Below are 25,262 nucleotides of genomic sequence, written 5' to 3'. Positions count from 1 at the left end.
GTGTGGATCCAGGCATCTAAATACAGAAATACTTGAAATATACACAAACGAATGTGTCATCTCGACCCCGAATAGAAATTCAAGGGCAGGCTCCATTTAAGCAATCAGGTGTCTATGAAGTCCAAATTTCAATCACTGACAGCAAACCTTCTGATGACGCAATACGAACTAAACAATTCTCTTCTTTGTGGAGAGGAAATTTTCATCTTAGAGTAAAAGATGGTATGTTTTCTGAGAAAATTGGCTCATCTGATAATCCATTACCTTCCTCAATTGAAACCCTTGATACTATCTGGATAGTTGTGACTGATCTATTTTCTTCATTACATTCTGTATTTGATGTTCCATTGAAAAAACCTACAACTCAAACACATTCTGAAATTAAACCTGAAAATATTCAAAATCAAAAAATAGAAACGCCAAAAACAACTGTACGATCTTCTAGATCTTCCAGTTCATCTGGTGACAAAGGTCCGACAGGACAGCCGGGTCCTCCGGGTGACAAAGGTCCTATGGGTCCACCTGGTCCACCCGGACCTGTTGGCAATAAAGGACCAGACGGTCCACAAGGTCCTCCGGGTGACAAAGGTTCTACTGGCGACAAAGGATCACAAGGCGACAAAGGCCTTTCTGGCGATAAAGGAATGACTGGCGACAAAGGTTCTACTGGTGATAAAGGCGATAAGGGTGACAAAGGAATTGTTGGTCCTCCGGGCGACAAAGGAGAAAAAGGTTCAACAGGCCCTCTTGGCGACAAAGGTCCTACTGGATTAAAAGGCCCTATTGGTGACAAAGGTGAAACAGGTCCAACAGGTCCATCCGGTGACAAAGGACTATCTGGATTAAGAGGACCTCCTGGAGAAAAAGGCGACAAGGGTCAGCAAGGTCCAACTGGCGACAAAGGATTAACAGGTCCAACAGGTCCACCCGGTGACAAAGGTCCTACTGGTTTATCTGGTGTTCAAGGAGAAAAAGGTCTTCAAGGTCCATCTGGACCAATTGGAGAAAAAGGTCCTTCTGGTCCTCTTGGTGACAAAGGTCCTATGGGTCCACCTGGTCCTCATGGCGACAAAGGATTAACAGGTCCAACAGGCCCTCTTGGTGACAAAGGTCCTATTGGTCCACCTGGACCAATTGGAGAAAAAGGCACTAGGGGTGTTGAAGGACCAATTGGAGAAAAAGGTCCACAAGGTCCACAAGGTCCTGCTGGCGCTAAGGGGCTTACAGGAGTTCCAGGTCCACAAGGAGAAAAAGGAGAAAAAGGTGCTGTAGGACCAATTGGAGAAAAAGGTTCAACGGGTCCTATGGGTCCTACTGGAGAAAAAGGTCCACAAGGTCCACAAGGTTCACAAGGTGAAAGAGGTACAACAGGACCTTCTGGAGAAAAAGGTCCACAAGGTCCACAAGGAATTCAGGGTCCACAAGGTGAACGTGGTCCAACAGGTCCAATTGGTCCAATTGGTGAACAGGGTCCTGTGGGAGGTCAAGGTCCTGTGGGTCCTGCAGGTCCAAGAGGTCCGCCAGGTCCGCCAGGAGAAAAAGGTCCATCAGGTGGAATGTCATCTGAACAAAAAGCACTGTTCAAAGATTTGCTAGAAATTTTGACAAACAAAAATGTCATTACAACTGAAGAGCAAATAAAATTAATGAGTTATCTTTATTGATCCTTTTTTCATATTTTAAATTATTTTGAAATTTTTCTCCTTTTTGGTTTCAAACAATTTTCAAATTTTTTGATTGACACGATTTCATTTTTTGTAAATTGTTTTGAAAAATCTGATACCGAATAGTTTTCACTAATGAATTTAGAAAAAGGAAAACAATTCGTCGTCTAGATGACGATTGTTAGTTTATTGACGATTTTATCGTCTCTTTGCTGCAGTTTTTCTCTTAGGAGCTGCTTTACGTTTTGCTGCTGCTTTTCTTTTAGGAGCTGCTTTTTTTGCTGCAGTTTTTCTCTTAGGAGCTGCTTTACGTTTTGCTGCTGCTTTTCTTTTAGGAGCTGCTTTTTTTGCTGCAGTTTTTCTCTTAGGAGCTGCTTTACGTTTTGCTGCTGCTTTTCTTTTAGGAGCTGCTTTTGTAGATGTTTTAGTTGATCTACGTTTAGTTGCAGCTTTTCTTTTTGTAGCCATTGTTGAATCGAGTTTTTCATTGTTTTTCAGTGGTTAAACTAAAGAAATTTACACAATTTGATTACAATTTGTCAAGTAATTTTTTCTTCAATATTTGGTTGATCGTTAAATTCACAACAATATTTTGAATCATGTATCATTTCTTCTCTTTCTTGTTTTACTCGAAATATTCTTCATTTTACGCTTGAATATTACAACTTTGGATAAAGAAATTGTTTTCTAATTGTTTTGATGAAAAGTTCAAATGATTTTTAATTTTTATGCTGATCCATTTTTATTTTTTTTAAAAATTTCACTAACGTCTTTTAATTATTGTCAGTATATCCTCGTCCAACAAAATATGATTCAAGCCTACTCTCTGTCCTCCAAACTTGACACTTTTACCCCATACTAGACCATATCTGAATTCTCTTTTTAATCTACGATGTAGCTTGTTACAAATATCTTCAACAGTATCTCCTTCTCTGGCAATAAGGGGCTCTTTGAAATCTGTCTCTCCTCCTTTTGGCCTCATGTAAATTCTGATGAATTTTAGTTTCTCATAGATCTTTTCTTTTAGCAAACCCACATTGATGTCTGAGTTTGCTGATACCTCAATAACGTCTGATTTTATTTTTGTTTTCAAATCTTTTAGAAACTCTTTGTCTACTAGATCAATTTTATTCAAAATTGTAAGCGCTTTTGAATAACTGATATTTCCGGCAATATGATCAGATAATTGTTCTGAGGTTAGATCTTCTCTTACAACAACTCGTGCACTAACAATCCCATAAAGATGTAAAATATCTTTGAGATGTTTTTCTGTAATTTTTGTTAATTTTACTTGTTGAGCAATTGCAATTCCTCCCATTGCTGCTTTTTCTATTGTGATGTTTGGAGGTAGTTGATTTAATCTAATTCCTATGTTTCCCAATTCATTAATTAACACATCTTCATGAAATGGCTGAAACACATCTAATACAAGTAATACCAAATCAGCTGTTCTTGCAACCGATAAAATTCTTTTTCCTAATCCTTTTCCTGTAGATGCTCCCTTGATAATCCCCGGGAGGTCTAGTACTTGGATTTTTGCACCTCTGTATTCCATCATACCTGGAACCACTGTTAATGTTGTAAACTGAAAAGCACCAACTGCAGATTTTGCCCCAGTCATTTTGTTTAGAAGTGTTGATTTCCCAACACTTGGCAATCCGATGAATACCACTGTTGCATCACCGCTTCTTCTAACGTCAAACCCGTCCTGTTTCATTCCTGATTTTTTGGTAATGTCTGCTTCTTGCTCTCTTTTCAGCTTTGCAATCTTGGCTTTTAGAAGACCGATATGATGTTCCGTAGCTTTGTTAATCTGCGTTTTTGCCATTTCATCTTGAATGGCTTTAATTTTCTCAGGAATTCCCAATACTGTTCACCTTTCATTAATTCTTTTCAAATAAAATCGTATTACTCTTCTTTATGCTCTTAATTCTACTAATTGGAATAGTCTGAAAATTATTTGACCGTACTAAAAATTCTGGTAATGATGTTTCTTTTATCCTTTGAAAATCTCTATAAGAAATTCTGTATTCTTTAGGTTCATCTGCAAACAATGCTTTACTGAAAATTTCTTCTATTGTTCCTTTCTTAACCATTTCATTTTCATTTTAATAATAAGGTGTATTTGATTTTGATCCAAGTTTTGATATCTTCTTACGTAGCAAATATTATTCGGTTTGAAAAACCATTTTTGTGAAAAAAAGAACCTTTGCAGTAGATATTGATGGTACCATAACTGAGAATGGTGGGGGTAGGATTCATTTGGACGCACTTGATGCATTAAGACGATTAACCAATATGGGGCATACTGTGATTTTTGTAACTGGAAGATCATCTGTTGAGGGATATCTGCTATCCGTCTTTGGAGGCACAACAAAAATTGCTGTTGGGGAAAATGGCGGTTGCATTACCCTTGATTCAAACGATCATATTTTGTTAGGCAATATTGAAGAATGTAAAACTGCGTTAAACGTGATGAAAAACAGTATTGACAATGTTAAAGAAAAACTGGTCTTTCCTAGAATGACTGAAGTTGTTTTGGAACGAACATTTGATTTAGACCTTGCTAGAAAGTTACTCTCTGAAAACAATATTGATGTAGAACTTTCTGATAGTCAGTACGCATTTCACATCAATTCCTCTGGTGTTGACAAGGGGACAGGATTTTCCAAAATCATGGAGAAATTTTCAATTCTAAGAGATGATGTGATCGCAATTGGCGATAGTGCAACAGATGTTCCTTTGTTTAGGTTGGCAAAAACAAGTGTTGCGCTTGGAAATGCTTCTGAAATTGTTAAATCTGAGGCTACGATGACTGTGTCTGCTAATGCGGGCGATGGGGTACTTGAGGCATTAGATAAATTAGCACCTAGACTATCTGAGATATAATATGACATTCAAATCAATCATTGATGAAATTGAAAACAATCTCATGAAGATACTTGCAGAACTTTCAATATCTGATGTAAAATTTACAGTAGAACCTGCAAAATCAGGATTCGGTGATGTAAGTTCAAATGTTTCATTTTTGCTTGCTAAACATCTCAAAAAAAGCCCTGTAGAAATTGCTGATTTATTGTCTGGAAAATTTAAAAATTGTGTCAATACTTTGGTTTTAAAATCAGAGGCGCATCCTTCTGGTTATTTGAATTTCTTTGCAGATTGGAATAAATTAAATCAATTAATTTTATCTGAATCATATCTTGATGGATTCGGTGATGTGGATATTGGAAAGAATTCTGCCATTGTAGTAGAACATACTAGTGTTAATCCTAACAAAGCTCTTCATATTGGACATATAAGAAATATCATAATTGGTGATTGTGTATCTCGAATTTTGAAAAAAGCAAATTACAGAGTCAACGTTCTAAATTATATTGATGACTCTGGTCTTCAAGTTGCAGACATCATAGTTGGTTTCAAATACTTTGGTTTTGCTGAACAACCACCATCTGAAAAAAAATTTGATCATTATTGTGGTGATGATGTTTATGTTAAAACAACTGAAAAATATGAAGAAGATCCTAGTCTTGAAGAAATAAGAAAAAATGTTCTCAAAGAACTAGAAGATGGAAATTCTGAAACTGCAAAATTTGCAGATAAAATCACTCGAAAAGTTTTGGCAGATCAGCTGGAAACTTGCTGGAATTTGGGTGTTTATTACGACTGCCTTAATTTTGAATCTCAGATAATCCGTTCTGGGTTGTGGAGTAAAATTTTTGAAAAACTCAAGGCCATGTCTTTGATCGAATTTGAAAATAATGGCAAGAATGCTGGTTGTTGGGTAATTCGAGGAGAAGACAAAGAAGATGATAAGGTGATTGTGAGAAGTAATGGCACTGCAACCTACATTGCCAAAGATATTCCTTATGCTGCTTGGAAATTGGGGTTGCTAGAGGATCCGTTTAACTATGAAAAATATGAAAAACTACAGCCTAATTCTAGGGATCTTTGGCAAACCACTTTGAATAAAAGCAATCTCGTCTCTCAAAATTTTTCAGGTGAAAAAGTAGTAACTGTAATTGATTCTCGTCAGGCAAGACTGCAAAAAATTATTACCTCTTTGATGGGAAAATTCAAGTCAGTACCAGATGCATATGTTCACCTTGGGTATGAATCCGTGACTCTGAGTTCTGATACTGCAAAGACTCTTGGCTTGGACACTGAAGGAAAACAAGCTCAGATGTCTGGTAGAAAAGGATTGTATGTAAACGCAGATTCTGTTTATGACTTATTAAAAGATAAAACAACTGAGGAAACTCAAAAGCGACATCCTGAAATGGATAAATCTGAAATTGAAAAAATTGCTCATCGTGTTTCAGTTGCCACTTTACGTTATGAAATGATTAAACAAGATTTGGATAAAATCATAACATTTGATTTGACAAAATCTCTTAGCTTAGAAGGTGACACTGCCCCATACATACAATACACTCATGCCAGGGCATCGAGAATTTTGGAGAAATCCAACAGAACTCCTACAATCGATGTTGATTTTTCTTTACTCAAAGACAAATCCGAAATTGACTTGATTAAAAATATAGGTTTATTCAATTTACAAGTTCGTGATGCTACAAATAATTTATCTCCAAAAGTTATTGCAAGATATTGCCATGATTTGGCTGTAGCATTCAATTCTTTTTATGAGCATTGTAAGGTTTTGGAATTAGGCGATGAAAAATTAGAAAATTCTCGTTTATGTCTTGTGAATTCGTTTAAACTTACTCTGGAAAAATCTCTTGATCTTTTAGGGATAACAGCACCTGACAGAATGTAATGTCCTAGAGCAACAACAATGTTGCTACTCTAGGTTTGTTGGCGTGCAAACCAATCACTATTATGAGAATTGTTTTATCTCAATAAACTTTGCTTTAGTGTCTGAATTAATCGACACAGAGAAATCATTGAATGAATCTGAGATTGGATTTTTATGTTATAATACTAATTCGTAATGCTTTCCCATGTCTTTGATGTCATGTGCTTTTTGCAAAAGCTTTTTTGTCAATGGATCTTGATTGGCACTTAGCTCATATTCGCCATATTCGCTAACATTGACAACATGTCCATGATAAACTCCTTTGTACAGTAAAGGCTTGTCGATAAATGTTACTGGTTTTGCTTTTTTCTCTTTGTATTCTTTAGTTGCAACTAATGCTTTTGAAACTGCCATGACTACAGCTCCTGGCTGAAATGGTTTTATGATGTAGTCTTTTACTCCTCCTTTGATTGAGTCTTGAACTAATTCTTTGTTCTCTCTTGTTGACGCAACTATGATTTTTGCATCTGGATCATATTTTTTGATTGCTTTTATGGCTGATAATCCGTCCACATTTGGCATCATAAGATCCATGATTACAACATCCGGTTTGTTGGTGATATACTGTGAAACTGCCTCTCTTCCATCTACTGCTTCATAGTAGTAATAGCCTATTTCCGCATCCGTGAGAACATATCTTATTTTCTCTCTAAACGCAGCTGAATCATCAACTATGAGAATTTTACAATAACGTAATGGTTCCATTGCTAATTGAATTATTTTAGAAAAAATTATGATATAATGAATTGTTTGTAGTTTATGACAAACAATAACAATAAATGACAATTTTGAATAATTTGCTTTGCAATTCATATGGGTATATTGGGCTATATGGAATGTGCCAACTTGCCAGAAGGCAGTCTCTAGTTTAAAGTAATAAAAAGAGAATTCTCAGTATGTCAAATCTAAGCATTCAATTTTTTGGTTTTATAGAATCTGGGTTTTTTACAGAATAGTGGAACATACACAATGAGTCATTGGTACATTGACATTTCATAATGCTGCAAAATAAAACTAGTATAAAAATTTGTATTTTCTTGTTTTTGATCTGTCTGAAGTGATATTTTTTGACTTGATGAGCCAAAAACCTCCTTGCAAAATCTCAAAGTTTAAGAAATCCTGGATTTGGGATCCTACCTGAAAAACGTCTTTGTAATACTATTATTTCATTTGATTTCCGATCTCTTATTATTTTTTCACCAGTTTCCTTCAATGTTTCCTTAATTTCTAAATGACATGTATTCAATTTCTTTTTTAGATCCTCGTCAGTACTTGTATCTTTCACTAGTTGTATTGCTGATGCAAGTTCAGTTAAGTTTGAAAATGCTTCTAATAATTTTTCATAATTTACTTTACTCTGATCTGATAATTTGTAAGAATTGAGGTCTTTGGATATATCTACAAATATTTTTTTGCTTTCTAATTTCTTTAATGATTCTTTAATTTTAGATTCATTGCTGAACATGATGTTGTTGACAAATCCGACATAGTCATCAGAATTTGAATAGTATATTTTATTATAGTATGTATCTGTTCCTGATATTCTAATTTTTTTAATAAATCCCAACACTGCTAATTTTTTTAATGAATTACTGATATCTTTTCTTCTGTATCTTCTTCCTTTTTCATCTAAACATGTTTTCCACAAATCATCCTCGTAATTATTCTCTTGATTCATATTTTTTAATAGCGATGATATGGATATTTCTTTCATGATTCTCTTTTCCTCTGAACTATTTTATTGTTGGCGAATATGTGAAATTCTAATTTTATGAATTTTTTAATTAATCTGATTTTTAGTTGCGTTGTCATTTTTGTAAAATCAAAGTTTGCCCAAGCTTCATTTTTTGATTCACTGTTTGTCTATTTTGATAATCTCTACACTTATTTTAATTCAAACCAATTCTATTCTGATGGATTTATCCTGGATTGGAATGGGATTTGGAATAATTCTGTTTACAGTATTGATTGGAAAATATTTTAAGACTTCAAAGTATGCCTATTTCAAAATAAACCTTAACTGTGAATCTTGTGGTGATGTCACTAATGGATTCAAATGTCCAAAATGTGAAAATATCTAATCTTTTTTCAAATTTATCCATACATCGATTTGTCTATTGTTTCATCCGATGCACTATTAGGTGTTGGAAATCCACTAAAATTTGCGCGTAATATCTTTTGTATGTGCCCTGATACCCTGGCAACATTATCCCATGTATTATGAAAAGAAACTCTGTCTAATACATGTTCATCAACATGTGCAAAAATTGCCAATCCTATGATGTCCTCTTTATCTTTCATCCATTGATGTCCTACTCCACAAATTGTGCAAATTTCACTAATCTCCATAATTGCTTTTGAAAATGATGGATTTTTCAATACTAGTAGTTTTGCATCTTCTGGAGGGAATCTCATGTTGACATTGACTTGAATTCTGTCATCCCTGTTTGCATTTTTGCTAACAATGACGTTTGCTCCAATATGGAATTGCCATTCTACTATCTTGCTTTTTTCTCTGACTTTTTCCGTCTGATCTTCATATTTGATATTGGTTATTTTGATAAATTCTTCCACTTGTCTTTTCATTTCTTCAGATGTCTTTGCCATGTGTTTGAACCCTCATTTGTATAATATGCCATGTTATAAAAAAAAGAATTAATGGCTGTGTCCACAACCACAGGAATCATGACCTTCATGTCCTTGAGATTCTTTACCTGCACATCTGGAACATTTGTCCGAACCCATTGGGGAAAAGAAACTAATTCCACATGATACACATTTCATGTTTGACATGCTCTTTGTAAAAAAGCGCTTTATTTATTGAATACTATGTATGATGTACATTATGTTTTTTGAATTACTGTGACGGGTTAGCTTTGCCGATATCTGCAGATTCATCATTCTTTTTGAATACTCTGTATTCGCCAATCACTGAACTGCATTTTTCGCAGGTATATTGACCTCTTTCAACAAGTATTAGGTTGTCTGCTACTTCCTCATTGGTGTTCTCTTCAAGGTGAATTGTAGGTGGATTTTCAAATTCTGTTTCACAATTATTACAATAATGTTTGAACATTTTTTCGGTCTCAAGTTTTCCAATTGGTGCCAAAAACAACTTCCCTACGCCTAAATCTGCTTTTTTTGCTTGCTCTTCTGTTAAATCTGCAATGATGTATCCTCCTGAGCCTTGAACCTTTAACTCTGTCAATTCACTTTGATGTCTATATTGGCATTAAAATACTATTTGTAGCAACTTGGATTGTTTTTCAATCTTTCCATGTTCCAGAGAAAAAAACAGTCTCCCTTACTTTGGAGACTATGTAATTGTATTAACTAGTTTATGTGAGCACTGGGCCCCCAGCTAACACCGCAAGATGTCTCTGACTCAATGACTCTGTTAGAACCACGTTTTTGTTAAAAACCCGGGACCAAAAAAAATTACTTTTAGGTTAATTTTCTAAACGTTTACTCACTTCCAATTTATGAGATCAGTAGATTCTTATCTAAAATTTTTAGGAACAAAACATGGCCAAAATAAAACAAAATTCGCCTGTTTTGTTTTTTTATAATAATTCTAAAAAATGGTTAGCAAAAATTTCAAAAAAAGAATCATTTCACACCCATATTGGTGTAATCAAACACTCTGATGCAATTGGCAAAGAATATGGCTCTAGGTTAACTACAAACAAAGACAAGTATGTCTATCTTCTAGAACCAACAATGTATGATTATGTAATGAAAATTCAACACGGTACCCAGATTGTCTACCCAAAAGATCTTGGCTATATTGTTGCAAGATCTGGGATTGGCGATGGCCAAAAGATTTTAGAGATTGGAACTGGAAGTGGCTCGCTCACTTCTTTTGTGGCAAACATTGTAAAGCCTCGTGGACATGTTTACACTTTTGATGTTGATGAAAATTTTATGAAAATTGCAGAAAAAAATATCAAAAAAGCTGGAGTATCAAAATATGTTACACAACAAAATTTGGATTTGAAAACTGCTAAAACCTTACCATTATCTGATATGGATGTGGCGTTAATTGATTTAGGTGATCCTTGGATTGTTATACCTAAAGTAAGGCAGATGTTAAAAGGCAGCGGTTGTATCTTTGCAATTTGTCCGACGATGAATCAATTAGAAAAATTAACCACTGCTTTAGTTGAAAATGAATTCACTGATATAGAATCTACTGAACATATTATCCGAACCATTGAAGCAAGAGAGGGGAAAACCAGACATTCCTTTCAAGGAATTGGTCATACTACATACCTGTGTTTTGCTAGAAAAGCATTTTTTGACCGACAATTGAGAAAATCTCCTGAGGAACCTCCTATTGATAAAATCCCGTCAAAAACTCCAAAGAAAACCCTCAAGAAAACAACACGTACAAAGAAATCCACCAAAAAATCACTCGGATCAACTCATAAAACTTTGAAATAAGATTTATTCATCTATTTTTTATGATGTGTTGTTATGGTTAGAAAAAATCTAAACGTCACAATTATTAAAAAATTCATTCCGGCAAGAAACTCTAAATCTCGAAAAGGTGATAACGGTGTAGTTCTTGTAATCGGTGGCAGTTACATCTATCATGGTGCTCCTATCTTATCTTCAATTGCAGCTCTTAGATGTGGAACTGATTTGGTTTATACATCTGTTCCGAACATCAATGTGACTCCAACACGTGCTATTTCACCAAATCTTATTGTCATTCCATTAGTTGATCAAAAATTAACTAGGGGTGCAGTAAACAAGCTTTTAGGATCTTTACCTAGAAATTTGGATTCTGCAACAATTGGAATGGGTCTTGCAATACAAGAAAAGAATGCCCTGTTACATCTTGTCAAATCTCTTTTAGATCGAGATGTACGTTTATCCTTAGATGCCAGTGCTCTAATTCCTGATATTTTGCCTTTACTTGCAAACAAAAATGTTGTAGTGACACCTCATGCTGGTGAATTTAAAAGACTGTTTGGGGAATCTCCATCTAATTCAAAAAATGAAAGAATCAAACTTGTAGAGAAAAAAGCTAAAGAATATGGAATTACGGTTTTACTAAAGGGTGCAACTGATGTCATTTCAAATGGTTCTACTACTTACCTATATGAGAAAAAAATTCCTGCAATGACTGTTGGGGGAACGGGTGATGTGCTTTCAGGATTAGTTGCAGGATTATTATCTAAGAATAGAAATTCTTTGGAATCTGCCGCAGCCGCTACATTCATCAATGGATTAGCCGGAAAAGCAGTTCAAAAGAAAATAGGATTACACATGACTTCAATGGATTTGTTAGATGCAATTCCTTCTGCAATGAAACCATTTGACAAAATCGTGTAACTGACATGAAAACACTTCAACATATAGATTCTCACATGGACCACCTGATTTCAGATCTTCAAACTTTAATCCGACAGCCTAGCGTGTCTGCAAAAAATGAAGGGATTGAAGAATGTGCAAAACTTGTTCAAAGGATATTGAAAAAATCTGGAATATCTTCTGAAATATTACGATTGAAAAAAAATGTTGCCCCAATTGTTTATGGTGAGGTAAAATCCATACAAAACCCAAAAAAAACTTTGATGTTTTACAACCATTATGATGTACAACCAGCTGAACCATTTGATTTGTGGGATGATCCTCCATTCAGTGGAACAAGAAAAGGAAACAAAATATTTGGGAGAGGTGCCACTGATGATAAGGGCGAATTAATTACCAGAATAAAAGCAGTTGAGGCTTATCTGAGAACCACAGGAGATGTTCCATGCAACATAAAATTTGTGATAGAGGGAGAAGAGGAAACCGGCAGCGCTCATATTGAAGAGTATTTAAAAAAATATCGAAAGAAATTTTCTAGTGATGGTGTTATTTGGGAATTTGGATACATTGATGCAAAAAATACGCCGATAATTGGTCTTGGTATGAAGGGATTGTTGTTCGTTGAACTGTCCGTTTCTGAATCTATACGGGATGCTCATTCCAGCTTGGCGGTTTTAATAAAAAACCCTGCATGGAGATTGATTGAAGCAGTACAAACATTGCGTGATTCTAATGGAAACATCCTCATTAAAGATTGGTACAAGGATGTTTTAGCACTTTCAAAAAAGGATTTGAAGATTATAGATGACGAACCGTTTGATGAAGACGTCTTCAAAAAAGAATTTGGAATACGAACTTTTTTGGGTGACAAAAAAGGATTAGATGCCAAAAAAGCCTTAGTGGCAGGTGCCACTTGCAATATTGCTGGATTTGTCTCTGGATATACTGGAGATGGTGCCAAAACCGTTCTTCCTGGCAGTGCATTAGTCAAAATTGATTTTAGATTGGTACCTAAAATGGACCCGAAAAAACAAATAATGAGATTAAAAAATCATCTAAAATCTAAAGGATTCTCTGATGTTAAAATCAAAATTTTTCATGGTGAAGCAGCTGCTAGGACTGATTCTTCAAATCCATTTGTATCTCATGTAAAAGATGCCGCTGACAAAGTATTTGGAAAATCTATCCTGAATGTTTCGAATGCTGGAACTGGTCCAATGCATCCTTTTGTCGAAATTTTAAAGGTGCCCTGCATCTCCATTGGAAGTACATACATGTTTTCAAGAATTCATTCTCCAAATGAATTTGCTAGAATTGATTTGTTAAAGAAAACCACAAAATGTGTTTGTTTGATTATGCAAAACTTTGGAAAAAGTTAATGAAGACACCTAGGTAATTTTTTGATTGCTTGTGCAATCGAAATTCTTCCTGGACCTACTATCATAACAACTAATACTGATGCTAGTAAAATTAAATCTAATTCAACCCCTCCTTGACCAGTAATACTTTTTGCGCCTTTAATCATGAAAATTGCTCCTAACATAACGACTGCAAGTAGTGATGCGGACAACCTACTTAACACGCCAACAATTATCAAAATACCTGGAACCAATTCAGCTAATGCCAATGGGATTTGCATTTCGATTGGAAGTCCCATATTAGGTAAATTATTGGCAAATCCTGGATTAAATTTTGACATTCCATGAAGAATAAAGATCACACCTACGGCAGATCTTAAGCCCATAAAGACAACATCGTTTAGGATCTTCTCTCTAATTTCTGCTGTAGTCAATATTTTACTCTCAGATTTTCCGTATAATTATTTTACCCGTAATCTGCGCGTAAAATGTAGAAAGCCCTTTATTATGCGGCAAAATTATTTGGATTATGTCAATGTATATGCCCGGCGCAACTGCTGTTGGAATTACTTTTGATGGCGGCGTGGTTTTTGCCAGTGAGAAAAGAATAGCCTTTGGTAACTTTCTTGTAAGTAAATCCACAAAAAAGACATTTCCAATTACTAACAAAGTAGGTGCTGCATGTGCTGGTCTTGTAGCTGATATGCAAATTTTAGCATTACAAATATCAGCTCTTGCTAAAATCAGAAAAATGGAGCTCAAAAGGGATGTCCCTCCTAACACTGTTGCAAAAATGATGTCAAATATGATGTATGAGCGAAGATACTTTCCATTACTAACTCAAGTAATTGTTGGCGGCGTTGTTGATAAACCAATTATGTATACTCTTGATCCATTAGGTTCCGTTCTTCCTGACGAGTATGCTGCGGTTGGAACTGGGGCAGAAATGGCGTTAGGTGTGCTAGACCCACAATTCAAACCAAACCTGAGTAAGGATGAGGCAATAGATTTGGCAAAAAGGGCAGTACGTTCAGCAGCTTTGAGAGATTCTGCAAGTGGTGATGGAATAGATATACTTGTAATCACTAAAGATGGTACAGAAGAATTTACAGAGCAAATCAAATAATTCTGTATTTTTGATAAAACTGACATATGTTATTTCTTGTTGATGCAATGCTTGGCAATATTGCCAGAAAATTAAGACTGTTTGGATATGATACTGAATACTTTTCTGACATTGATGATCATGAACTATTAGAAAAAGCTAAAAATGAGAACAGAACAATAATATCCAAAGATGAATGTCTAATCAGACGTGCAAAAAAGAAAGGTATTCAATTTATCGGTATCACTACAGAAGACGAAATTGAACAATTTAAAGAAATTTTAAAAACAACAAATTTGGAAATTAATAAAATTTCAGGTGATTTAGCAAGATGTACCAAATGCAATTTTCAAACTTTTCAAATTAAAAAATCTGAAATTCAAAACAAAATTCCAAAACGAATTTTAGACTATCATGATAAATTTTGGAAATGTGGTGTGTGTGATAAAATCTATTGGGAAGGAACACACATTGAAAAATTACAAGAGTTTGTTCAGAAACTCAAATGTTTAATTTAATCGTAAATTATTTTTCCAGTTTCCCAAAACTTGTCTGAAATATAATGGATGTTTTTAATTACTTCGCCTTTTTTCATAATCTCCAACTCTGAACTTGCCACCAGTGCCTTTCCAACCGCTAAAAATTTGTGTTGAGATTCTTCTACAATGCAAACTAGTTGATCTTTTTCAAACTCTGTATATTTTTTAATTCCTGGCCTCATTACGTTTGCTCCTTTACACATGAATTTTATCGCTCCCATATCTACCGTAACATTTGGAAATTTTTCCAACATTTTAGTTTCTGACAAAAATGGAAGATAATCTTCGTTGATCTTCAATATTTTAATCCCCTCGCCTGTGATTATTTGTGCATCATCCAAAATTTGATGTACTTTGAGATTTTTTATTTTGGGAAACTCAATTCCCCATTTTTCTGAGACTGTTTTAAGGAGTGTGGAAGTCTCGCTTTTTGAAATTAGATTTGATTTCAAGTTCTTGCAATCTCTTGTCTGATGTCTAACAAATCTCTTAAAATGGAACTGGCAGTTTCCATGCCTCCTGCACCTCTGCCAATAATTGTCTGCGTGCCTGAGTGTTCCGATGTAAACGCAATTGCATTTAGTGTTCCATTGACACAAAGCGGATCATCTTTCGATATCTCTTTAGGACCTACAACAAGTTCTTTGTTGCAAGATGCGATGAGTTTGACAGAGCAGTTATTTTTTTCTGCTTTTTTAATATCCTCAGTTGTGACATTTCGTATACCTGTGCAATTGATGTCTGGTAATGTTACTTTCATCCCCATTATCCAGTTTGCAAGAATTACTAATTTGGCTGCAGCATCCAAACCATCCAAATCCAAAGATTCATCGGCTTCCACATATCCTTTATTTTTTGCATCCTTTAGTGCTTCCTCAAATGACATGCCCGTGGCCATATTTGTCAAAATATAATTTGTTGTTCCGTTTAAGATTCCTGCAAAAGAAGTAATTCTTTCACCTCTGAGGCTTTTTTTGGCGTAATCCAAAATTGGCGTTCCGCCTCCGACTGTCCCGCTAAACTTGAACATTACTTGATTGTATGCTGCAAGTTCCAACAAAGATGGAAAAGCTAATGCAAGCGGTCCTTTGTTGACTGAAATTACATGCATTCTTTTTTTCATAGCAGTAATGATGTGAGTCATTCCAGGCTCGGCATCTTTATAATTACTAGCGGTAGTCTCAATTAGAACATCTGCCTCAACATTTTTTAGCATTTCTATACCTGACATTGAATTTTTTTTATCAGAATAATTTTTCACCGTACCAAATTTTTTCTTTACGTCCATCAGTTTGTTGAATTCTAATCCTGATGAATCAACTGCGCTTCCTTTGCTGTCAAAAACTCCTACAACTCTTGGTTTTAATCCATATTTCGCATAAAGGTCTTCAGATCTTGACTCAAATAATTTCAGTAAACTTTGTCCAACAACACCGAATCCACATAAGATTATTCTCAAATCCTTTCCTTCCTTTTTGTTACATATTTGAAGTTCTTGTTATTGCTGGAATCACTATCAATGGCTGTATCTGATTCTAAATATTTCGTGTTATGATGAATTAGTATCATAGTGTGGATTGACTGGTTGCTTTCATAAATATTCTTAGTCCATTTCTTGTTATTTTTAATCAAATTCATGGCTAAAATGATGTGTATCGATAATCAGTGTTTTCAGAATTTTGTTTAACTGATCTATGTTCTTTTGCTAATGTCTGCACCACAATGGATGCAGAAATATGATCCATTTGATGTCCAATGATGTTCACATTTTAGATCTTTCATAATATTTCATAATGTGCTATACTCATAATACATTGTTTGTTCAAAAAATACATCATCGTTGGTGAATCCATTATTGATTCTCAGTCTTTTTCGTGTTTTAATGAAACTGAATTAATACAATATCTTTGGTTTGTAGGCTTTGGACCGTCATCAAAAACATGACCAAGATGGGAACCACAATTTTTACAATTTACCTCAGTCCTGATCATTCCGTAATCTGTATCTGAAACATACTCTATCTTCTCTTCTGCCACTGGTTTCCAAAAACTAGGCCATCCTGAACCTGAATCAAATTTTGCATCTGAGGAAAAAAGATCTTCTCCACAACAAACACATCTGAAATATCCTTCAATCTTGGAATTATTGTATTTTCCAGAAAATGGTGGTTCTGTGCCGTGATTGATACAAATTTCATACTGTTCCGGTGTTAATTTTTCTTTCCATTCTTCAGGATTTTCAGTAACTTTTTTTGTCATGAATTATGTTATTTTTTTCTATATTAGAATATTGTTCTATTATTTAATTTGCTTTCGTTTTTCTTCCGTTCTTTTTTCTGATTCAAATCTTTCTAAATCATATTCTTTCAAATCTACAAATTTCATAATTTTGCTTAAGCTTGGATGTACTTTATTGATCTCATGAAACATTTGTTGTGCTACGCGTCTGTAATCTATATGTCCTTGTGGAACTGTTCTTAGTTCGATTAAGTGACATGCTTCTCTAAGATTGAATTTCATAAAATATGGATAATTATATGCAAAGTTTACAACATATTGTCCCTGTTCTGGATATCTTGTTCTGATTTTATCAAAGGTCTCTTTCGTTTTCTTCATACAGTCTCTAAAGTCTTTTTCAACTCCAAGAATTTTGATCTCATCTGGAATGCTGTAACCATGATCTGTTGTAAGTAACTGCCTCTCTAAAGTCAGTGTTCTGTGTCTGTGAAAATCCCTGAACATTCCAAAATTGTTACACAAATCAAAAGTATAATAAACTGTTTCAAATGCTCGTGACGGCCTATGTCTCCTATTTTTTCTAAGTTTTGTGAATTCCTCAATAATTTTGATTTTATTTTGTTTAGAAATTTTCTTTACCTGATGAGATATATTTTGATATGAAGTACTTGGAGATTGCTCATAAATTATGCCTGTGATGATTTTATCTATTGCATTTTTCTCGGATTCATAATCTACAAGTTGTGTTCTTATTCCTAATGTTGGATTTGATTTAATTTTTGTTTTTGCAATTGCTTTGGATTTGTTTTTGATGTCTTTGAGATATTTTTGGAATGCTTTTCCGTATTTGTCATCTGCTCGTCTAACAAATGATTTTATCGTTGTATCCAACTCTTTTTTGATTTTTGATGCCAGATCTTGTTCTTCTTTTAATTCAGATGAGCCTAAAACTGTAAGAAGATACTCGAAAGCTCGTCCATTTCCTGTGATTCCAACATTAGTCAAAGTTGATGCCGGTAGTAACCCTCTGAGAATATCTAATGCTTTAGCTTTGGTTGAACCTCTGTAAATCATATGTGCTGATCTTATGTCTGATTCATTTTTCAACTTGGGAAATAATTTTTCTTTTCCATCTGCTGAGTCTTTGAAACTATATTTTTCAATGGGGTATTTTTCTCTGATATAATTTATCATTGGCTCTATATTTTTTGAATAAACATCAAAAGAAAAATTACATGTTTCTTCATACATATCTGCAAATTTTGATTTCGTAATTTCAGGATCTCTATAAAATCTGTATTTTCCTTTTTCTTTTTTGTTCCATGCTACATATCTTGATGATTTTTCTAAATATGATAATCCTATTCTTCTGTCTTCTATTTTTTTTACTGCGATATTTGTCAATCCTTCAATTGCAATTTGTGCTTCTCCTAATTCTGCAACAGAATCATCGCCATACTCTAAAAGAACTCGATTGTAAAATTCTTCTCCTCTATTTTTATTTTTTAAAAACTCATCAAGAAATATTCTTCTCATACTTTTGTCAGTTCTGCTGTATCTTGACATCAAAGCTCCACGATCTACTTGTCGCGGTGTAATTATTGCAAAGACATTTCCTTCTGTATTTGAAAAGTGATCTGCTAAAATCTTTTTTTCATTGGTTGAAAATTCTGACAACACACATATCTGGAAAATCAATTATTAATAGTCTATTTCTTTTTTCCAATTTGAATTAGATCGGGACCTTTGTCTCTATTTTTGTCTTGGCCTTTTGCTTGCCATCTTAGCAACACTTCTTTGAAAGATGCGGCATCATCTTCATTTTCTGTATACATCAATGTTGTTACCCAGAATCCTTTTTTTGCTGTTTTTCCACCAATTGAATTCATCCAAAAATCATTTGGTAGATTTTCCAAAGCTTTACTGTTTGGATCTTTTGTAGTTTCAATCCATCTGTTTGCTACAAAATTCAAAATTTGTTCAAGTTCTTCTCTTTGAATCATGAGATTGGTACTTTCTCTCTAAATTTTAAAATTGCTAAGATATTGGTTCCGAAAGTTAGTGAATTTAATGTTACTTAAAGTTGACAATACAGCAATTCATACTATTACTAAAATTCCACGCCTAATTGCTGATAAGGTATTTTTCATTATTTCTTCAAACAATCATTGACATTACAAGCAAATTCAAACCAATTCAATTTTTTCTTGTTATCTTCATTCAATTGTTGGTAGAAATACAACATATCACATTTAGACACCTCATTACCATTTCCTAAATCCCAGTAGATTTGCTTGGTTCTTTCATCCAGGGTATCTAGATTCAATGATTCTAAGACTTCATAGATTTTTGATACTTTGTTTGATAGTCCACAATATTCAATCAATTTATCTTCTAGATTTTCTACCATTTCTTGATTATTCATATTCGAAACAGATTCTAATAATAGCGGTACTACAAACACAAAAAACACAACTAACATTGCAATCGCTACAAATATTGCTCTATAATCGGTCATAATGTAATTAATGTTTTTTAGAACTTAACCGTTATGCAACATTAGCAATCAAATAATTTTCTGTTTTTTATTCTTGTTTTGTTCCTATAAATTATCAAATGATATTTGATGATGTTCTTGAGTTTATCTTCAACTGATAATTCTTCTTCAATACAGATTGACAAAAAGTCTAGATAATCTCTATCTCTAATATCTATCTCAACTTTTCTCAATTCATAATTTGAATCCTAATTGATGTATTCTCTTTTGAAATCATTTTAGCATGGTTAATACAAAATCTCATAATCTCTTTACAGAATGGTTTTTTCATACTGTCCTCAAAATAATAGAACATTACTTGGGTAAATGCTTCTGAATTACATCCTAGCATATTACAAATCATGAGATCCTAAACTATACAGTATTGAGGCTAAAAGGGGAGGTTATTGTATTGTAATATTGATTTTTTGTCGCCTGTGCTATCTAATATCTTGTTTTAATTTTAAATAATTATTGTCTCAAACATATGATTTTGTACCTGCATTCAAAGATGGAAAACCTATCAAAAATGCATCCAAGGATTGGTTGAATTTTGATGAACCCCAAATTCTGTTCTATCAGGGTATGAGAGGTTCGGGAAAATCTGTGATGGTTGATGAAACTGTTGAAAAATTATACAATCAGGGTTTCACCATTTTACATATTTGGGGTGCAAGAAGTCTAGAAAATCTATACTACGCAATCAACAATAATTGCAAATATCATTATGACAAACTCAAAATAATTGTTGATGTATTTTCAGACAAAACACATCAAGGAAATCATAGAGAAAGATGTGCATCAAAAGGTCTGTATGGAGATGAATATGAACAATACAAGGATATTGCGCTTGAAGAGAATTTAATTGAGCATTATGATGAAACGCAACTAAAACTTACTGAATTTGGATTACAACTGTCCAAAAGAGAATTGCTTCATTGTAATTGTCATAGGGCAATTCCGATAACTGTTGCGGTTCCTGATTATCTAGAGTTTGACCAAGAATCCCTTGATCGCTTTAATGGGTTCTATTTCAGCGATTTGAAGCATTATTCTGAATATTTCAGTGAGATTACAACTTTTCAAAAAGAGTTGTTAAAACAAGGAAAATTACTAATTCCTGAATATGCCCGACCAAAACCAGTAATCAAGGTTCAGTATTTTACAACCCCTACAACTGCTGATAGGAAAATAAAATTCCATGATGAATTTACAAAAATAATTCTTGATTCTAGAAAAGAACACAGAATTGTCTCAATGAATCCAAGCCTATTTGATGGTGAAATGGACAAATTCTATACATTAGCTGAGATATTCAAAATGATGCCTAATCTAATGACTAATTCGGGCCATTTTATGCCTTTAACACAACATGATGTAAAAAAGCCTAGAAAGTATTGGACAAGAAAACAAAAGGCATGGCATAAGGTTGCTATTGTAATTAACGAGGTTCGCTCTGTTGCACCATCCAGTAATTTGCACGGTGATAAAGATGCAGGGATATCAAAAAAGGCAGTATTTGGATATGTTCCAGAGGCTAGACATTTTAAAACATGGTTGTTGTGTGATTATCAAGACCCAGAAGATTTGTATTCTGGAATTAAGAAACAAGGAAATCTAACAATTGTTAAAAGAGGCTCTAGAAATATTCTTGGTGAAAATTTTTCATGGTTGTTCTCAAAGGTTGAATATGATAGATTAGGATTGGCAAGACGTGTTTACAAAAAACAATTCATTGAAAAAATTGAACAGTTGCGAGTTATTGAAAGAAAACATTCAAAATTAAAAAAATATCTGGATGATAGACGACCATATGTTGATGAACTACCTGATAACAAGGCATACGTTACATGGCAAAATCAAGAAATCAAATTAATTACCGTCAATCTTCCATCCTGGCATCATCGACAATCAACAGAAGATTTCTTACAGTATACTGGAATTAGATGGACCATTAACAAAGAAAAGAAACCAATTGAAAAATCTGCATTATCAAAAAAGGAAAGAAAAGACGCATCAAAAAATATGAAGAAAATCAAAGATGATATTTTCAAAAGAATTAATGGATATAGAAAACAAGGTTGGAATTGGACACAGATTAAAGATGAATTGACCCAGTTGCAAAATGAGGGTGTTATTCCTAACATGGAATTTGAACAAAAAACGCCAAAAGCACTATCAAACTGGTATGGCAACTGGAAAAAAAAACAGTCTGATCAAGACGATTTGTCATAATTGGGTGAAACTAGGCGTAATTTTAAAGGAAAATCAGTCGTTTTCGAGGAATTTTTGATGGAAATCCATGACTAGATTCATTCCTTTTTCCTTAATTCCTCTATTTTCCCTATAGGGTTGGCATAAGGAATTGAGGAATGAAAACGTGATGGAATTGTTGCAATTTCCATACTAAGCTGGAACAAAGAATAGGTATCACCAATTTATGTAGCGTGTCATACGTGTGCGTATAAGGAGTAACCTCTTGACACTTTTGGTCAAAAAGTTTCCTTAATTAGTTATCAAATTCTATATCGTGAAAGTTTTCAAGTAAAGTGTCAAGAACCACTATGAGTCAAAATCCCATTGATCCACCAGAGCAAATAATTCTAGTCATTACTACTGCGATTATAGATATTGTATTTTCTATCCTCTTTAATGAAATCAATTCCTATGCAAGTGAAAGTCCACAAGCATTGGGTCTTATGATAATGGTATATGGTGCTGTTGTAACTCTTAATGGTTTAACAACTTGGTTTGTTATTTTACCCTTGTTTGAAAGACATCACTAAGTTGTATCAACTGTTGCAAGTGTTTCTTGTTTTGGCATTTTAAATGAAATATTCAACCAAACTCTTTGAACTCTCCCATCAATTTCTATCCTATCTTCATCATGCCATTCAGAAAACGCCTTGCTAAACTGACCCATTCCTTTAGGGGTTTGACCTTTTTCTAACATTATTTCTTTGTAGAAATGATATGTCTCTTTTTTTGTCTTGTGTGATTCACTGTCTAAAATGTAACTAGAGTTAAATTCATCAATTGGGTCTGCGTTTTCACTCCACTCTCTTTGGATTGTTTTCCAATTTTTTGTATGTGTGAATTTACCTACTTTGTTTAGTTTATGTGCAATTAATACTAGATTTGAAAATACTTTGTTTTTCTCTTCTTGATTCTCTGCAAGACTCTCTTTGAGATATTCTATTCTTTCAGGATCGTTTTCAAAATCACGTTCCCATTTAACAATTATCCATCGTCGAAAGAAGCCTTGTGATTGATCAAAGACTTTGGGAAATCTATTACATGAAAACATGAGTTTTGCAAAGGGGTATAATGTGAAGCCTTGCTGGTATTTTTTCTCAACCTCTATACCCTCATTTGATATGATTGCCTTGATTTTTCCAGCATTTCTGAGTTCATTTTCTTCCAAATCTGGAAAGATGTTTGCTGACATGCCTGCCAAATTAGCCCTCATGAACTTATTTTCGGCAATATCATGAAGTGAGATGCTACTGACATTGTTTTCTCCTAGGTATGACTTTATGTAAAATAGAAGAACAGACTTGCCATTCTCACCATTGCCTAAAAACATGAATGCTTTTTCATCAATATGTCTTTTGATAATTGGACTTGCTGTAATTTCCAAGACTGTTTCAAAATCCTCTATTCTAAATCTTCTTTTGACAGTAAATGATGATTTTAGATATTTCCAAAACAAGGTGTTTTTGAGATTCTTTTCAATGTTTGTAGATTTGGGTTTATGAAATTCTACTGGTAATAATACTCGACTTAGATGATTTGGTGTATGTGGTTCTAGTTTTAGTGTTTGAAGATTCAAAATCCCATTTTCAACAGTAATTAGATTTGGGTCTGCATCAAATTTTTCTAAATCAACAAAAGTCTGTGCTTTGATTTTATTGATAACTTCATGTCTGTTATGAGTGGTGCAATTAGGAATTAATTTCTCAGTTTTTTCTTTGATGACTGTTTCTGCTTGGATATTATCATAGATTTTTCCATTGTATAGTAGAATTTCTTCTGTTTTTCGTAATGTTACAAAATTGTAAAATTTTCTTAAAAGTTTTACAACCTGATCAATCTTTTCTTCCCCCTCAAATTTGAGATTGTTTTCAACTGCAAAGATTTCCATGAGATTATCGATATTTGTTTTAAAATCATTAATTTTGACACCAATCCGTAAATCATTACTGTGTTTGTAATGTGCACATCTACATTTATCTGGAAATTGACATTTTTCACAATTATCTTCTCTGCAATTCTGACAATTTACTAAAGGAACACTATTCATTTTTGTCATCCATTATGTTATCAAGATAATAGTCTATGCTGTCATGTCTGTGAAACCACAAACAACTAATCAATCCTGATTGAGTATGATGAGATTTCATGCAGACTTTGCAAACTAGATCTGTGAATTTTATGACCAGTTCAGATACCATATTTTTGAAATATTTCTGATTGATATTGATAAACCAAGTTTTTCTATCTGCACTAATTAGACGATTACTGCCATCTAGGCTAAATTTGGCATGAATCCATTTACTCATCAGGTTCTCACCATGCCTAAATCTACTGCTTTTCGTAGGTTTCTAATGATGTTCTTTACTGCCTTGTAACATGGATGTTTGGAATGAAGTGCTTTAGTATGCCTATCTAAAGTATCAATGTTATCAAAGACTTTGTGTTTTCTGTTACCATTTTCATCATCACAAATAATGCAAGGGAATCTAAGATTCTCTGAATTTACTTTTGTGGGTTTTAATATTTCAGGTCTGCTATACATCATTAATCACCAATCTTCTACCAAAGTTTTGTGATGTTAGTGATGACCTCTCTAAAGAAACATCCCTAACTATTTTTTTATTTTGAATAATGACCAGTGACAGTAGAGTGATGAAATACCCTACTGTCACAAATTGAAAAGGTCTTACAACTGATTGGCTTACAGTGGTAAGTGAAATTAGAACAGTCAATTTTTAGCACCGTCCTTTGTAATGGATTTTTCATATTTATCAAGAATTAATGTGATTGCTTTATCAAATCCTATATCAAAAGGTAATTCTGTTAGTTTAATTATTTTATCATAATTTTTTTTGGACACAACTGCTCTTATGCTCTGACTCATTACGTCCTTTCCTCGTCAATTTTTATTTAAAGTATAATCAAAATTCAGACTTCTCAAATTGCTAAAATTTTCATTGATTTTGTTAAACATTTGTTTAGTTTTTTTTGTATTGAAAATTATAAACGGTACCTAAAATCAAAATGATAAACTCAAAAAAAGCATAACATTTTCTTTGTTAAATATTCCTAAAAATCAATGTTAACGGTACCTAACAACATTATTTTTATGAAAAAATTTGTTAAATAATCATTGAATATTTGTATTAATGTTAATGACAAAAAGTAAACGGGTTAACCTTTTTTAATTTAAGAAAAACTGAAAGATAATTTTAGGCACAAGTTTTATCATGTCTTGACACTTTTGGTAAAACATTTCTTCTAGATGGAAATTATTTTGTAAGTAAAGAAAGTTTTGAAGTAAAAGTGTCAAGAATTATTCCTGTGCTGTTATCTATCTATTATTGTTTAATACATCATGGCTAGATATCCTAATGTTTACTGCATTCAATGTGGTTCTAACAAAAAGATGGTCTATGATGCAGTAATTTC

The 25,262-nt window shown here is 33.6% G+C and carries 30 protein-coding genes; 11 read left to right on the top strand and 19 right to left on the bottom strand.

Annotated features, from left to right (window positions below):
* Positions 1 to 53: 53 nt before the first annotated feature.
* Entirely contained in the window at positions 54 to 1,664 is a 1,611-nt protein-coding gene (locus tag OO712_RS06530) for a collagen-like domain-containing protein (protein ID WP_109876049.1), read from the top strand.
* A 198-nt stretch (positions 1,665 to 1,862) separates the two neighbouring features.
* Here OO712_RS06530 and OO712_RS06525 read toward each other — a convergent pair whose 3' ends face one another.
* Both OO712_RS06525 and OO712_RS06520 read right to left on the bottom strand, forming a co-directional pair.
* Entirely contained in the window at positions 1,863 to 2,132 is a 270-nt protein-coding gene (locus tag OO712_RS06525; protein ID WP_264953647.1) for a hypothetical protein, read from the bottom strand.
* 295 nt (positions 2,133 to 2,427) lie between these two features.
* Positions 2,428 to 3,531 carry an OBG GTPase family GTP-binding protein gene (locus OO712_RS06520; protein ID WP_109876047.1) on the bottom strand — a complete coding sequence of 368 codons (1,104 nt, stop codon included), beginning with the start codon at positions 3,529 to 3,531 and terminating at the stop codon, positions 2,428 to 2,430.
* A gap of 326 nt (positions 3,532 to 3,857) precedes the next feature.
* On the opposite strand from OO712_RS06520, the gene OO712_RS06515 reads away from it, so the two are divergent.
* Positions 3,858 to 4,553: a phosphoglycolate phosphatase gene (locus OO712_RS06515; RefSeq protein ID WP_109876045.1), complete on the top strand. Its 696-nt coding sequence runs from the start codon at positions 3,858 to 3,860 to the stop codon at positions 4,551 to 4,553.
* Between the two features lies 1 nt (position 4,554).
* Positions 4,555 to 6,441, top strand: a complete 1,887-nt coding sequence (locus tag OO712_RS06510) for an arginine--tRNA ligase (protein ID WP_109876044.1) — start codon at positions 4,555 to 4,557, stop codon at positions 6,439 to 6,441.
* A 156-nt stretch (positions 6,442 to 6,597) separates the two neighbouring features.
* Here the strand turns inward: OO712_RS06510 and OO712_RS06505 are convergent, their stop codons facing one another.
* Together OO712_RS06505 and OO712_RS06500 are read right to left on the bottom strand one after the other, a co-directional pair.
* A complete protein-coding gene (locus tag OO712_RS06505; protein WP_109876256.1) occupies positions 6,598 to 7,185 on the bottom strand; it encodes a response regulator in 588 nt (195 codons plus the stop codon).
* Between the two features lie 397 nt (positions 7,186 to 7,582).
* Positions 7,583 to 8,194, bottom strand: a complete 612-nt coding sequence (locus OO712_RS06500) for a hypothetical protein (RefSeq protein ID WP_109876043.1) — start codon at positions 8,192 to 8,194, stop codon at positions 7,583 to 7,585.
* A 199-nt stretch (positions 8,195 to 8,393) separates the two neighbouring features.
* Here OO712_RS06500 and OO712_RS06495 point away from each other — a divergent pair, with 199 nt between their 5' ends.
* The gene (locus tag OO712_RS06495) at positions 8,394 to 8,561 is read left to right on the top strand and encodes a hypothetical protein (RefSeq protein WP_200829022.1); all 168 of its coding nucleotides are present in this window, start codon (positions 8,394 to 8,396) and stop codon (positions 8,559 to 8,561) included.
* 13 nt (positions 8,562 to 8,574) lie between these two features.
* Here OO712_RS06495 and OO712_RS06490 read toward each other — a convergent pair whose 3' ends face one another.
* The 3 genes from OO712_RS06490 to OO712_RS06480 all read right to left on the bottom strand — a co-directional run bounded on the left by OO712_RS06490 (position 8,575) and on the right by OO712_RS06480 (position 9,688).
* Positions 8,575 to 9,087: a hypothetical protein gene (locus OO712_RS06490; protein ID WP_109876041.1), complete on the bottom strand. Its 513-nt coding sequence runs from the start codon at positions 9,085 to 9,087 to the stop codon at positions 8,575 to 8,577.
* A gap of 48 nt (positions 9,088 to 9,135) precedes the next feature.
* Positions 9,136 to 9,273 carry a hypothetical protein gene (locus tag OO712_RS06485; RefSeq protein ID WP_179372614.1) on the bottom strand — a complete coding sequence of 46 codons (138 nt, stop codon included), beginning with the start codon at positions 9,271 to 9,273 and terminating at the stop codon, positions 9,136 to 9,138.
* Between the two features lie 64 nt (positions 9,274 to 9,337).
* Positions 9,338 to 9,688: a hypothetical protein gene (locus OO712_RS06480; RefSeq protein ID WP_109876040.1), complete on the bottom strand. Its 351-nt coding sequence runs from the start codon at positions 9,686 to 9,688 to the stop codon at positions 9,338 to 9,340.
* Positions 9,689 to 10,005: 317 nt separating this feature from the next.
* Between OO712_RS06480 and OO712_RS06475 the strand changes: the two genes are divergently transcribed.
* The 3 genes from OO712_RS06475 to OO712_RS06465 are packed head-to-tail and all read left to right on the top strand — an operon-like array spanning position 10,006 to position 13,178.
* The gene (locus OO712_RS06475) at positions 10,006 to 10,923 is read left to right on the top strand and encodes a tRNA (adenine-N1)-methyltransferase (protein ID WP_109876039.1); all 918 of its coding nucleotides are present in this window, start codon (positions 10,006 to 10,008) and stop codon (positions 10,921 to 10,923) included.
* Positions 10,924 to 10,956: 33 nt separating this feature from the next.
* Positions 10,957 to 11,820, top strand: a complete 864-nt coding sequence (locus tag OO712_RS06470) for an NAD(P)H-hydrate dehydratase (protein ID WP_109876038.1) — start codon at positions 10,957 to 10,959, stop codon at positions 11,818 to 11,820.
* Between the two features lie 5 nt (positions 11,821 to 11,825).
* Entirely contained in the window at positions 11,826 to 13,178 is a 1,353-nt protein-coding gene (locus OO712_RS06465; protein ID WP_109876037.1) for a M20/M25/M40 family metallo-hydrolase, read from the top strand.
* Here OO712_RS06465 and OO712_RS06460 read toward each other — a convergent pair.
* Positions 13,175 to 13,591 carry a DoxX family protein gene (locus tag OO712_RS06460; protein WP_109876036.1) on the bottom strand — a complete coding sequence of 139 codons (417 nt, stop codon included), beginning with the start codon at positions 13,589 to 13,591 and terminating at the stop codon, positions 13,175 to 13,177. The genes OO712_RS06465 and OO712_RS06460 overlap by 4 nt on opposite strands.
* 95 nt (positions 13,592 to 13,686) lie before the next feature.
* Here OO712_RS06460 and OO712_RS06455 point away from each other — a divergent pair, with 95 nt between their 5' ends.
* Together OO712_RS06455 and OO712_RS06450 are read left to right on the top strand one after the other, a co-directional pair.
* Positions 13,687 to 14,283, top strand: coding sequence for an Ntn hydrolase family protein (locus OO712_RS06455; RefSeq protein WP_225866796.1), 597 nt, complete (start codon positions 13,687 to 13,689; stop codon positions 14,281 to 14,283).
* Between the two features lie 26 nt (positions 14,284 to 14,309).
* The gene (locus OO712_RS06450; protein ID WP_109876035.1) at positions 14,310 to 14,780 is read left to right on the top strand and encodes a Mut7-C RNAse domain-containing protein; all 471 of its coding nucleotides are present in this window, start codon (positions 14,310 to 14,312) and stop codon (positions 14,778 to 14,780) included.
* Here OO712_RS06450 and OO712_RS06445 read toward each other — a convergent pair.
* From OO712_RS06445 to OO712_RS06420, 6 genes are all read right to left on the bottom strand, one after another.
* The gene (locus OO712_RS06445; RefSeq protein ID WP_109876034.1) at positions 14,777 to 15,253 is read right to left on the bottom strand and encodes a PUA domain-containing protein; all 477 of its coding nucleotides are present in this window, start codon (positions 15,251 to 15,253) and stop codon (positions 14,777 to 14,779) included. The two genes, OO712_RS06450 and OO712_RS06445, sit on opposite strands and share 4 nt — an antisense overlap.
* A complete protein-coding gene (locus OO712_RS06440) occupies positions 15,250 to 16,287 on the bottom strand; it encodes a homoserine dehydrogenase (protein WP_342453486.1) in 1,038 nt (345 codons plus the stop codon). Before OO712_RS06440 ends, OO712_RS06445 begins: the two co-directional genes overlap by 4 nt.
* Before the next feature lie 376 nt (positions 16,288 to 16,663).
* Positions 16,664 to 17,059, bottom strand: coding sequence for a peptide-methionine (R)-S-oxide reductase MsrB (gene msrB / locus OO712_RS06435; RefSeq protein ID WP_109876031.1), 396 nt, complete (start codon positions 17,057 to 17,059; stop codon positions 16,664 to 16,666).
* A 39-nt stretch (positions 17,060 to 17,098) separates the two neighbouring features.
* A complete protein-coding gene (locus tag OO712_RS06430; RefSeq protein ID WP_109876254.1) occupies positions 17,099 to 18,715 on the bottom strand; it encodes an FAD-dependent thymidylate synthase in 1,617 nt (538 codons plus the stop codon).
* Positions 18,716 to 18,747: 32 nt separating this feature from the next.
* The gene (locus OO712_RS06425; RefSeq protein WP_109876030.1) at positions 18,748 to 19,041 is read right to left on the bottom strand and encodes a hypothetical protein; all 294 of its coding nucleotides are present in this window, start codon (positions 19,039 to 19,041) and stop codon (positions 18,748 to 18,750) included.
* Between the two features lie 146 nt (positions 19,042 to 19,187).
* The gene (locus OO712_RS06420; RefSeq protein WP_109876029.1) at positions 19,188 to 19,556 is read right to left on the bottom strand and encodes a hypothetical protein; all 369 of its coding nucleotides are present in this window, start codon (positions 19,554 to 19,556) and stop codon (positions 19,188 to 19,190) included.
* A 492-nt stretch (positions 19,557 to 20,048) separates the two neighbouring features.
* Here OO712_RS06420 and OO712_RS06415 point away from each other — a divergent pair, with 492 nt between their 5' ends.
* Both OO712_RS06415 and OO712_RS06410 read left to right on the top strand, forming a co-directional pair.
* Positions 20,049 to 21,809, top strand: coding sequence for a hypothetical protein (locus OO712_RS06415; RefSeq protein ID WP_109876028.1), 1,761 nt, complete (start codon positions 20,049 to 20,051; stop codon positions 21,807 to 21,809).
* 329 nt (positions 21,810 to 22,138) lie between these two features.
* Positions 22,139 to 22,360, top strand: a complete 222-nt coding sequence (locus OO712_RS06410; protein ID WP_109876027.1) for a hypothetical protein — start codon at positions 22,139 to 22,141, stop codon at positions 22,358 to 22,360.
* Here the strand turns inward: OO712_RS06410 and OO712_RS06405 are convergent.
* Genes OO712_RS06405 through OO712_RS06385 form a run of 5 tightly spaced genes read right to left on the bottom strand, consistent with a single transcriptional unit; the run spans position 22,357 to position 24,714 of the window.
* The gene (locus OO712_RS06405; protein WP_160049183.1) at positions 22,357 to 23,877 is read right to left on the bottom strand and encodes a DNA primase family protein; all 1,521 of its coding nucleotides are present in this window, start codon (positions 23,875 to 23,877) and stop codon (positions 22,357 to 22,359) included. The genes OO712_RS06410 and OO712_RS06405 overlap by 4 nt on opposite strands.
* Positions 23,870 to 24,136 carry a hypothetical protein gene (locus tag OO712_RS06400; protein WP_109876025.1) on the bottom strand — a complete coding sequence of 89 codons (267 nt, stop codon included), beginning with the start codon at positions 24,134 to 24,136 and terminating at the stop codon, positions 23,870 to 23,872. The genes OO712_RS06405 and OO712_RS06400 overlap by 8 nt, the downstream gene beginning before the upstream one ends.
* Complete coding sequence (locus OO712_RS06395) at positions 24,136 to 24,375, bottom strand: hypothetical protein (protein WP_146195959.1); 240 nt, start codon at positions 24,373 to 24,375, stop codon at positions 24,136 to 24,138. Before OO712_RS06395 ends, OO712_RS06400 begins: the two co-directional genes overlap by 1 nt.
* Positions 24,365 to 24,562, bottom strand: coding sequence for a hypothetical protein (locus OO712_RS06390; protein WP_109876023.1), 198 nt, complete (start codon positions 24,560 to 24,562; stop codon positions 24,365 to 24,367). Before OO712_RS06390 ends, OO712_RS06395 begins: the two co-directional genes overlap by 11 nt.
* A complete protein-coding gene (locus tag OO712_RS06385; RefSeq protein ID WP_160049182.1) occupies positions 24,559 to 24,714 on the bottom strand; it encodes a hypothetical protein in 156 nt (51 codons plus the stop codon). The genes OO712_RS06390 and OO712_RS06385 overlap by 4 nt, the downstream gene beginning before the upstream one ends.
* Positions 24,715 to 25,262 lie beyond the last annotated feature (548 nt).

The organism is Nitrosopumilus zosterae (assembly GCF_025998175.1).
GTDB lineage: Archaea > Thermoproteota > Nitrososphaeria > Nitrososphaerales > Nitrosopumilaceae > Nitrosopumilus > Nitrosopumilus zosterae.
Note: the sequence above shows the minus strand (reverse complement) of the source record. Positions and strands in the feature narration are given on the sequence as shown.

Bases quoted from the DNA above. Each gene is read 5' to 3' on its own strand.
- OO712_RS06395 (WP_146195959.1), bottom strand. From the start codon at position 24,375: ATGATGTATAGCAGACCTGAAATATTAAAACCCACAAAAGTAAATTCA.
- OO712_RS06505 (WP_109876256.1), bottom strand. From the start codon at position 7,185: ATGGAACCATTACGTTATTGTAAAATTCTCATAGTTGATGATTCAGCT.
- OO712_RS06465 (WP_109876037.1), top strand. From the start codon at position 11,826: ATGAAAACACTTCAACATATAGATTCTCACATGGACCACCTGATTTCA.
- OO712_RS06405 (WP_160049183.1), bottom strand. From the start codon at position 23,877: ATGAATAGTGTTCCTTTAGTAAATTGTCAGAATTGCAGAGAAGATAAT.
- OO712_RS06475 (WP_109876039.1), top strand. From the start codon at position 10,006: ATGGCCAAAATAAAACAAAATTCGCCTGTTTTGTTTTTTTATAATAAT.
- OO712_RS06525 (WP_264953647.1), bottom strand. From the start codon at position 2,132: ATGGCTACAAAAAGAAAAGCTGCAACTAAACGTAGATCAACTAAAACA.
- OO712_RS06510 (WP_109876044.1), top strand. From the start codon at position 4,555: ATGACATTCAAATCAATCATTGATGAAATTGAAAACAATCTCATGAAG.
- OO712_RS06495 (WP_200829022.1), top strand. From the start codon at position 8,394: ATGGATTTATCCTGGATTGGAATGGGATTTGGAATAATTCTGTTTACA.
- OO712_RS06490 (WP_109876041.1), bottom strand. From the start codon at position 9,087: ATGGCAAAGACATCTGAAGAAATGAAAAGACAAGTGGAAGAATTTATC.
- OO712_RS06455 (WP_225866796.1), top strand. From the start codon at position 13,687: ATGTCAATGTATATGCCCGGCGCAACTGCTGTTGGAATTACTTTTGAT.
- OO712_RS06500 (WP_109876043.1), bottom strand. From the start codon at position 8,194: ATGAAAGAAATATCCATATCATCGCTATTAAAAAATATGAATCAAGAG.
- msrB (WP_109876031.1), bottom strand. From the start codon at position 17,059: ATGACAAAAAAAGTTACTGAAAATCCTGAAGAATGGAAAGAAAAATTA.
- OO712_RS06485 (WP_179372614.1), bottom strand. From the start codon at position 9,273: ATGTCAAACATGAAATGTGTATCATGTGGAATTAGTTTCTTTTCCCCA.
- OO712_RS06385 (WP_160049182.1), bottom strand. From the start codon at position 24,714: ATGAGTCAGAGCATAAGAGCAGTTGTGTCCAAAAAAAATTATGATAAA.
- OO712_RS06420 (WP_109876029.1), bottom strand. From the start codon at position 19,556: ATGACCGATTATAGAGCAATATTTGTAGCGATTGCAATGTTAGTTGTG.
- OO712_RS06410 (WP_109876027.1), top strand. From the start codon at position 22,139: ATGAGTCAAAATCCCATTGATCCACCAGAGCAAATAATTCTAGTCATT.
- OO712_RS06450 (WP_109876035.1), top strand. From the start codon at position 14,310: ATGTTATTTCTTGTTGATGCAATGCTTGGCAATATTGCCAGAAAATTA.
- OO712_RS06470 (WP_109876038.1), top strand. From the start codon at position 10,957: ATGGTTAGAAAAAATCTAAACGTCACAATTATTAAAAAATTCATTCCG.
- OO712_RS06400 (WP_109876025.1), bottom strand. From the start codon at position 24,136: ATGAGTAAATGGATTCATGCCAAATTTAGCCTAGATGGCAGTAATCGT.
- OO712_RS06425 (WP_109876030.1), bottom strand. From the start codon at position 19,041: ATGATTCAAAGAGAAGAACTTGAACAAATTTTGAATTTTGTAGCAAAC.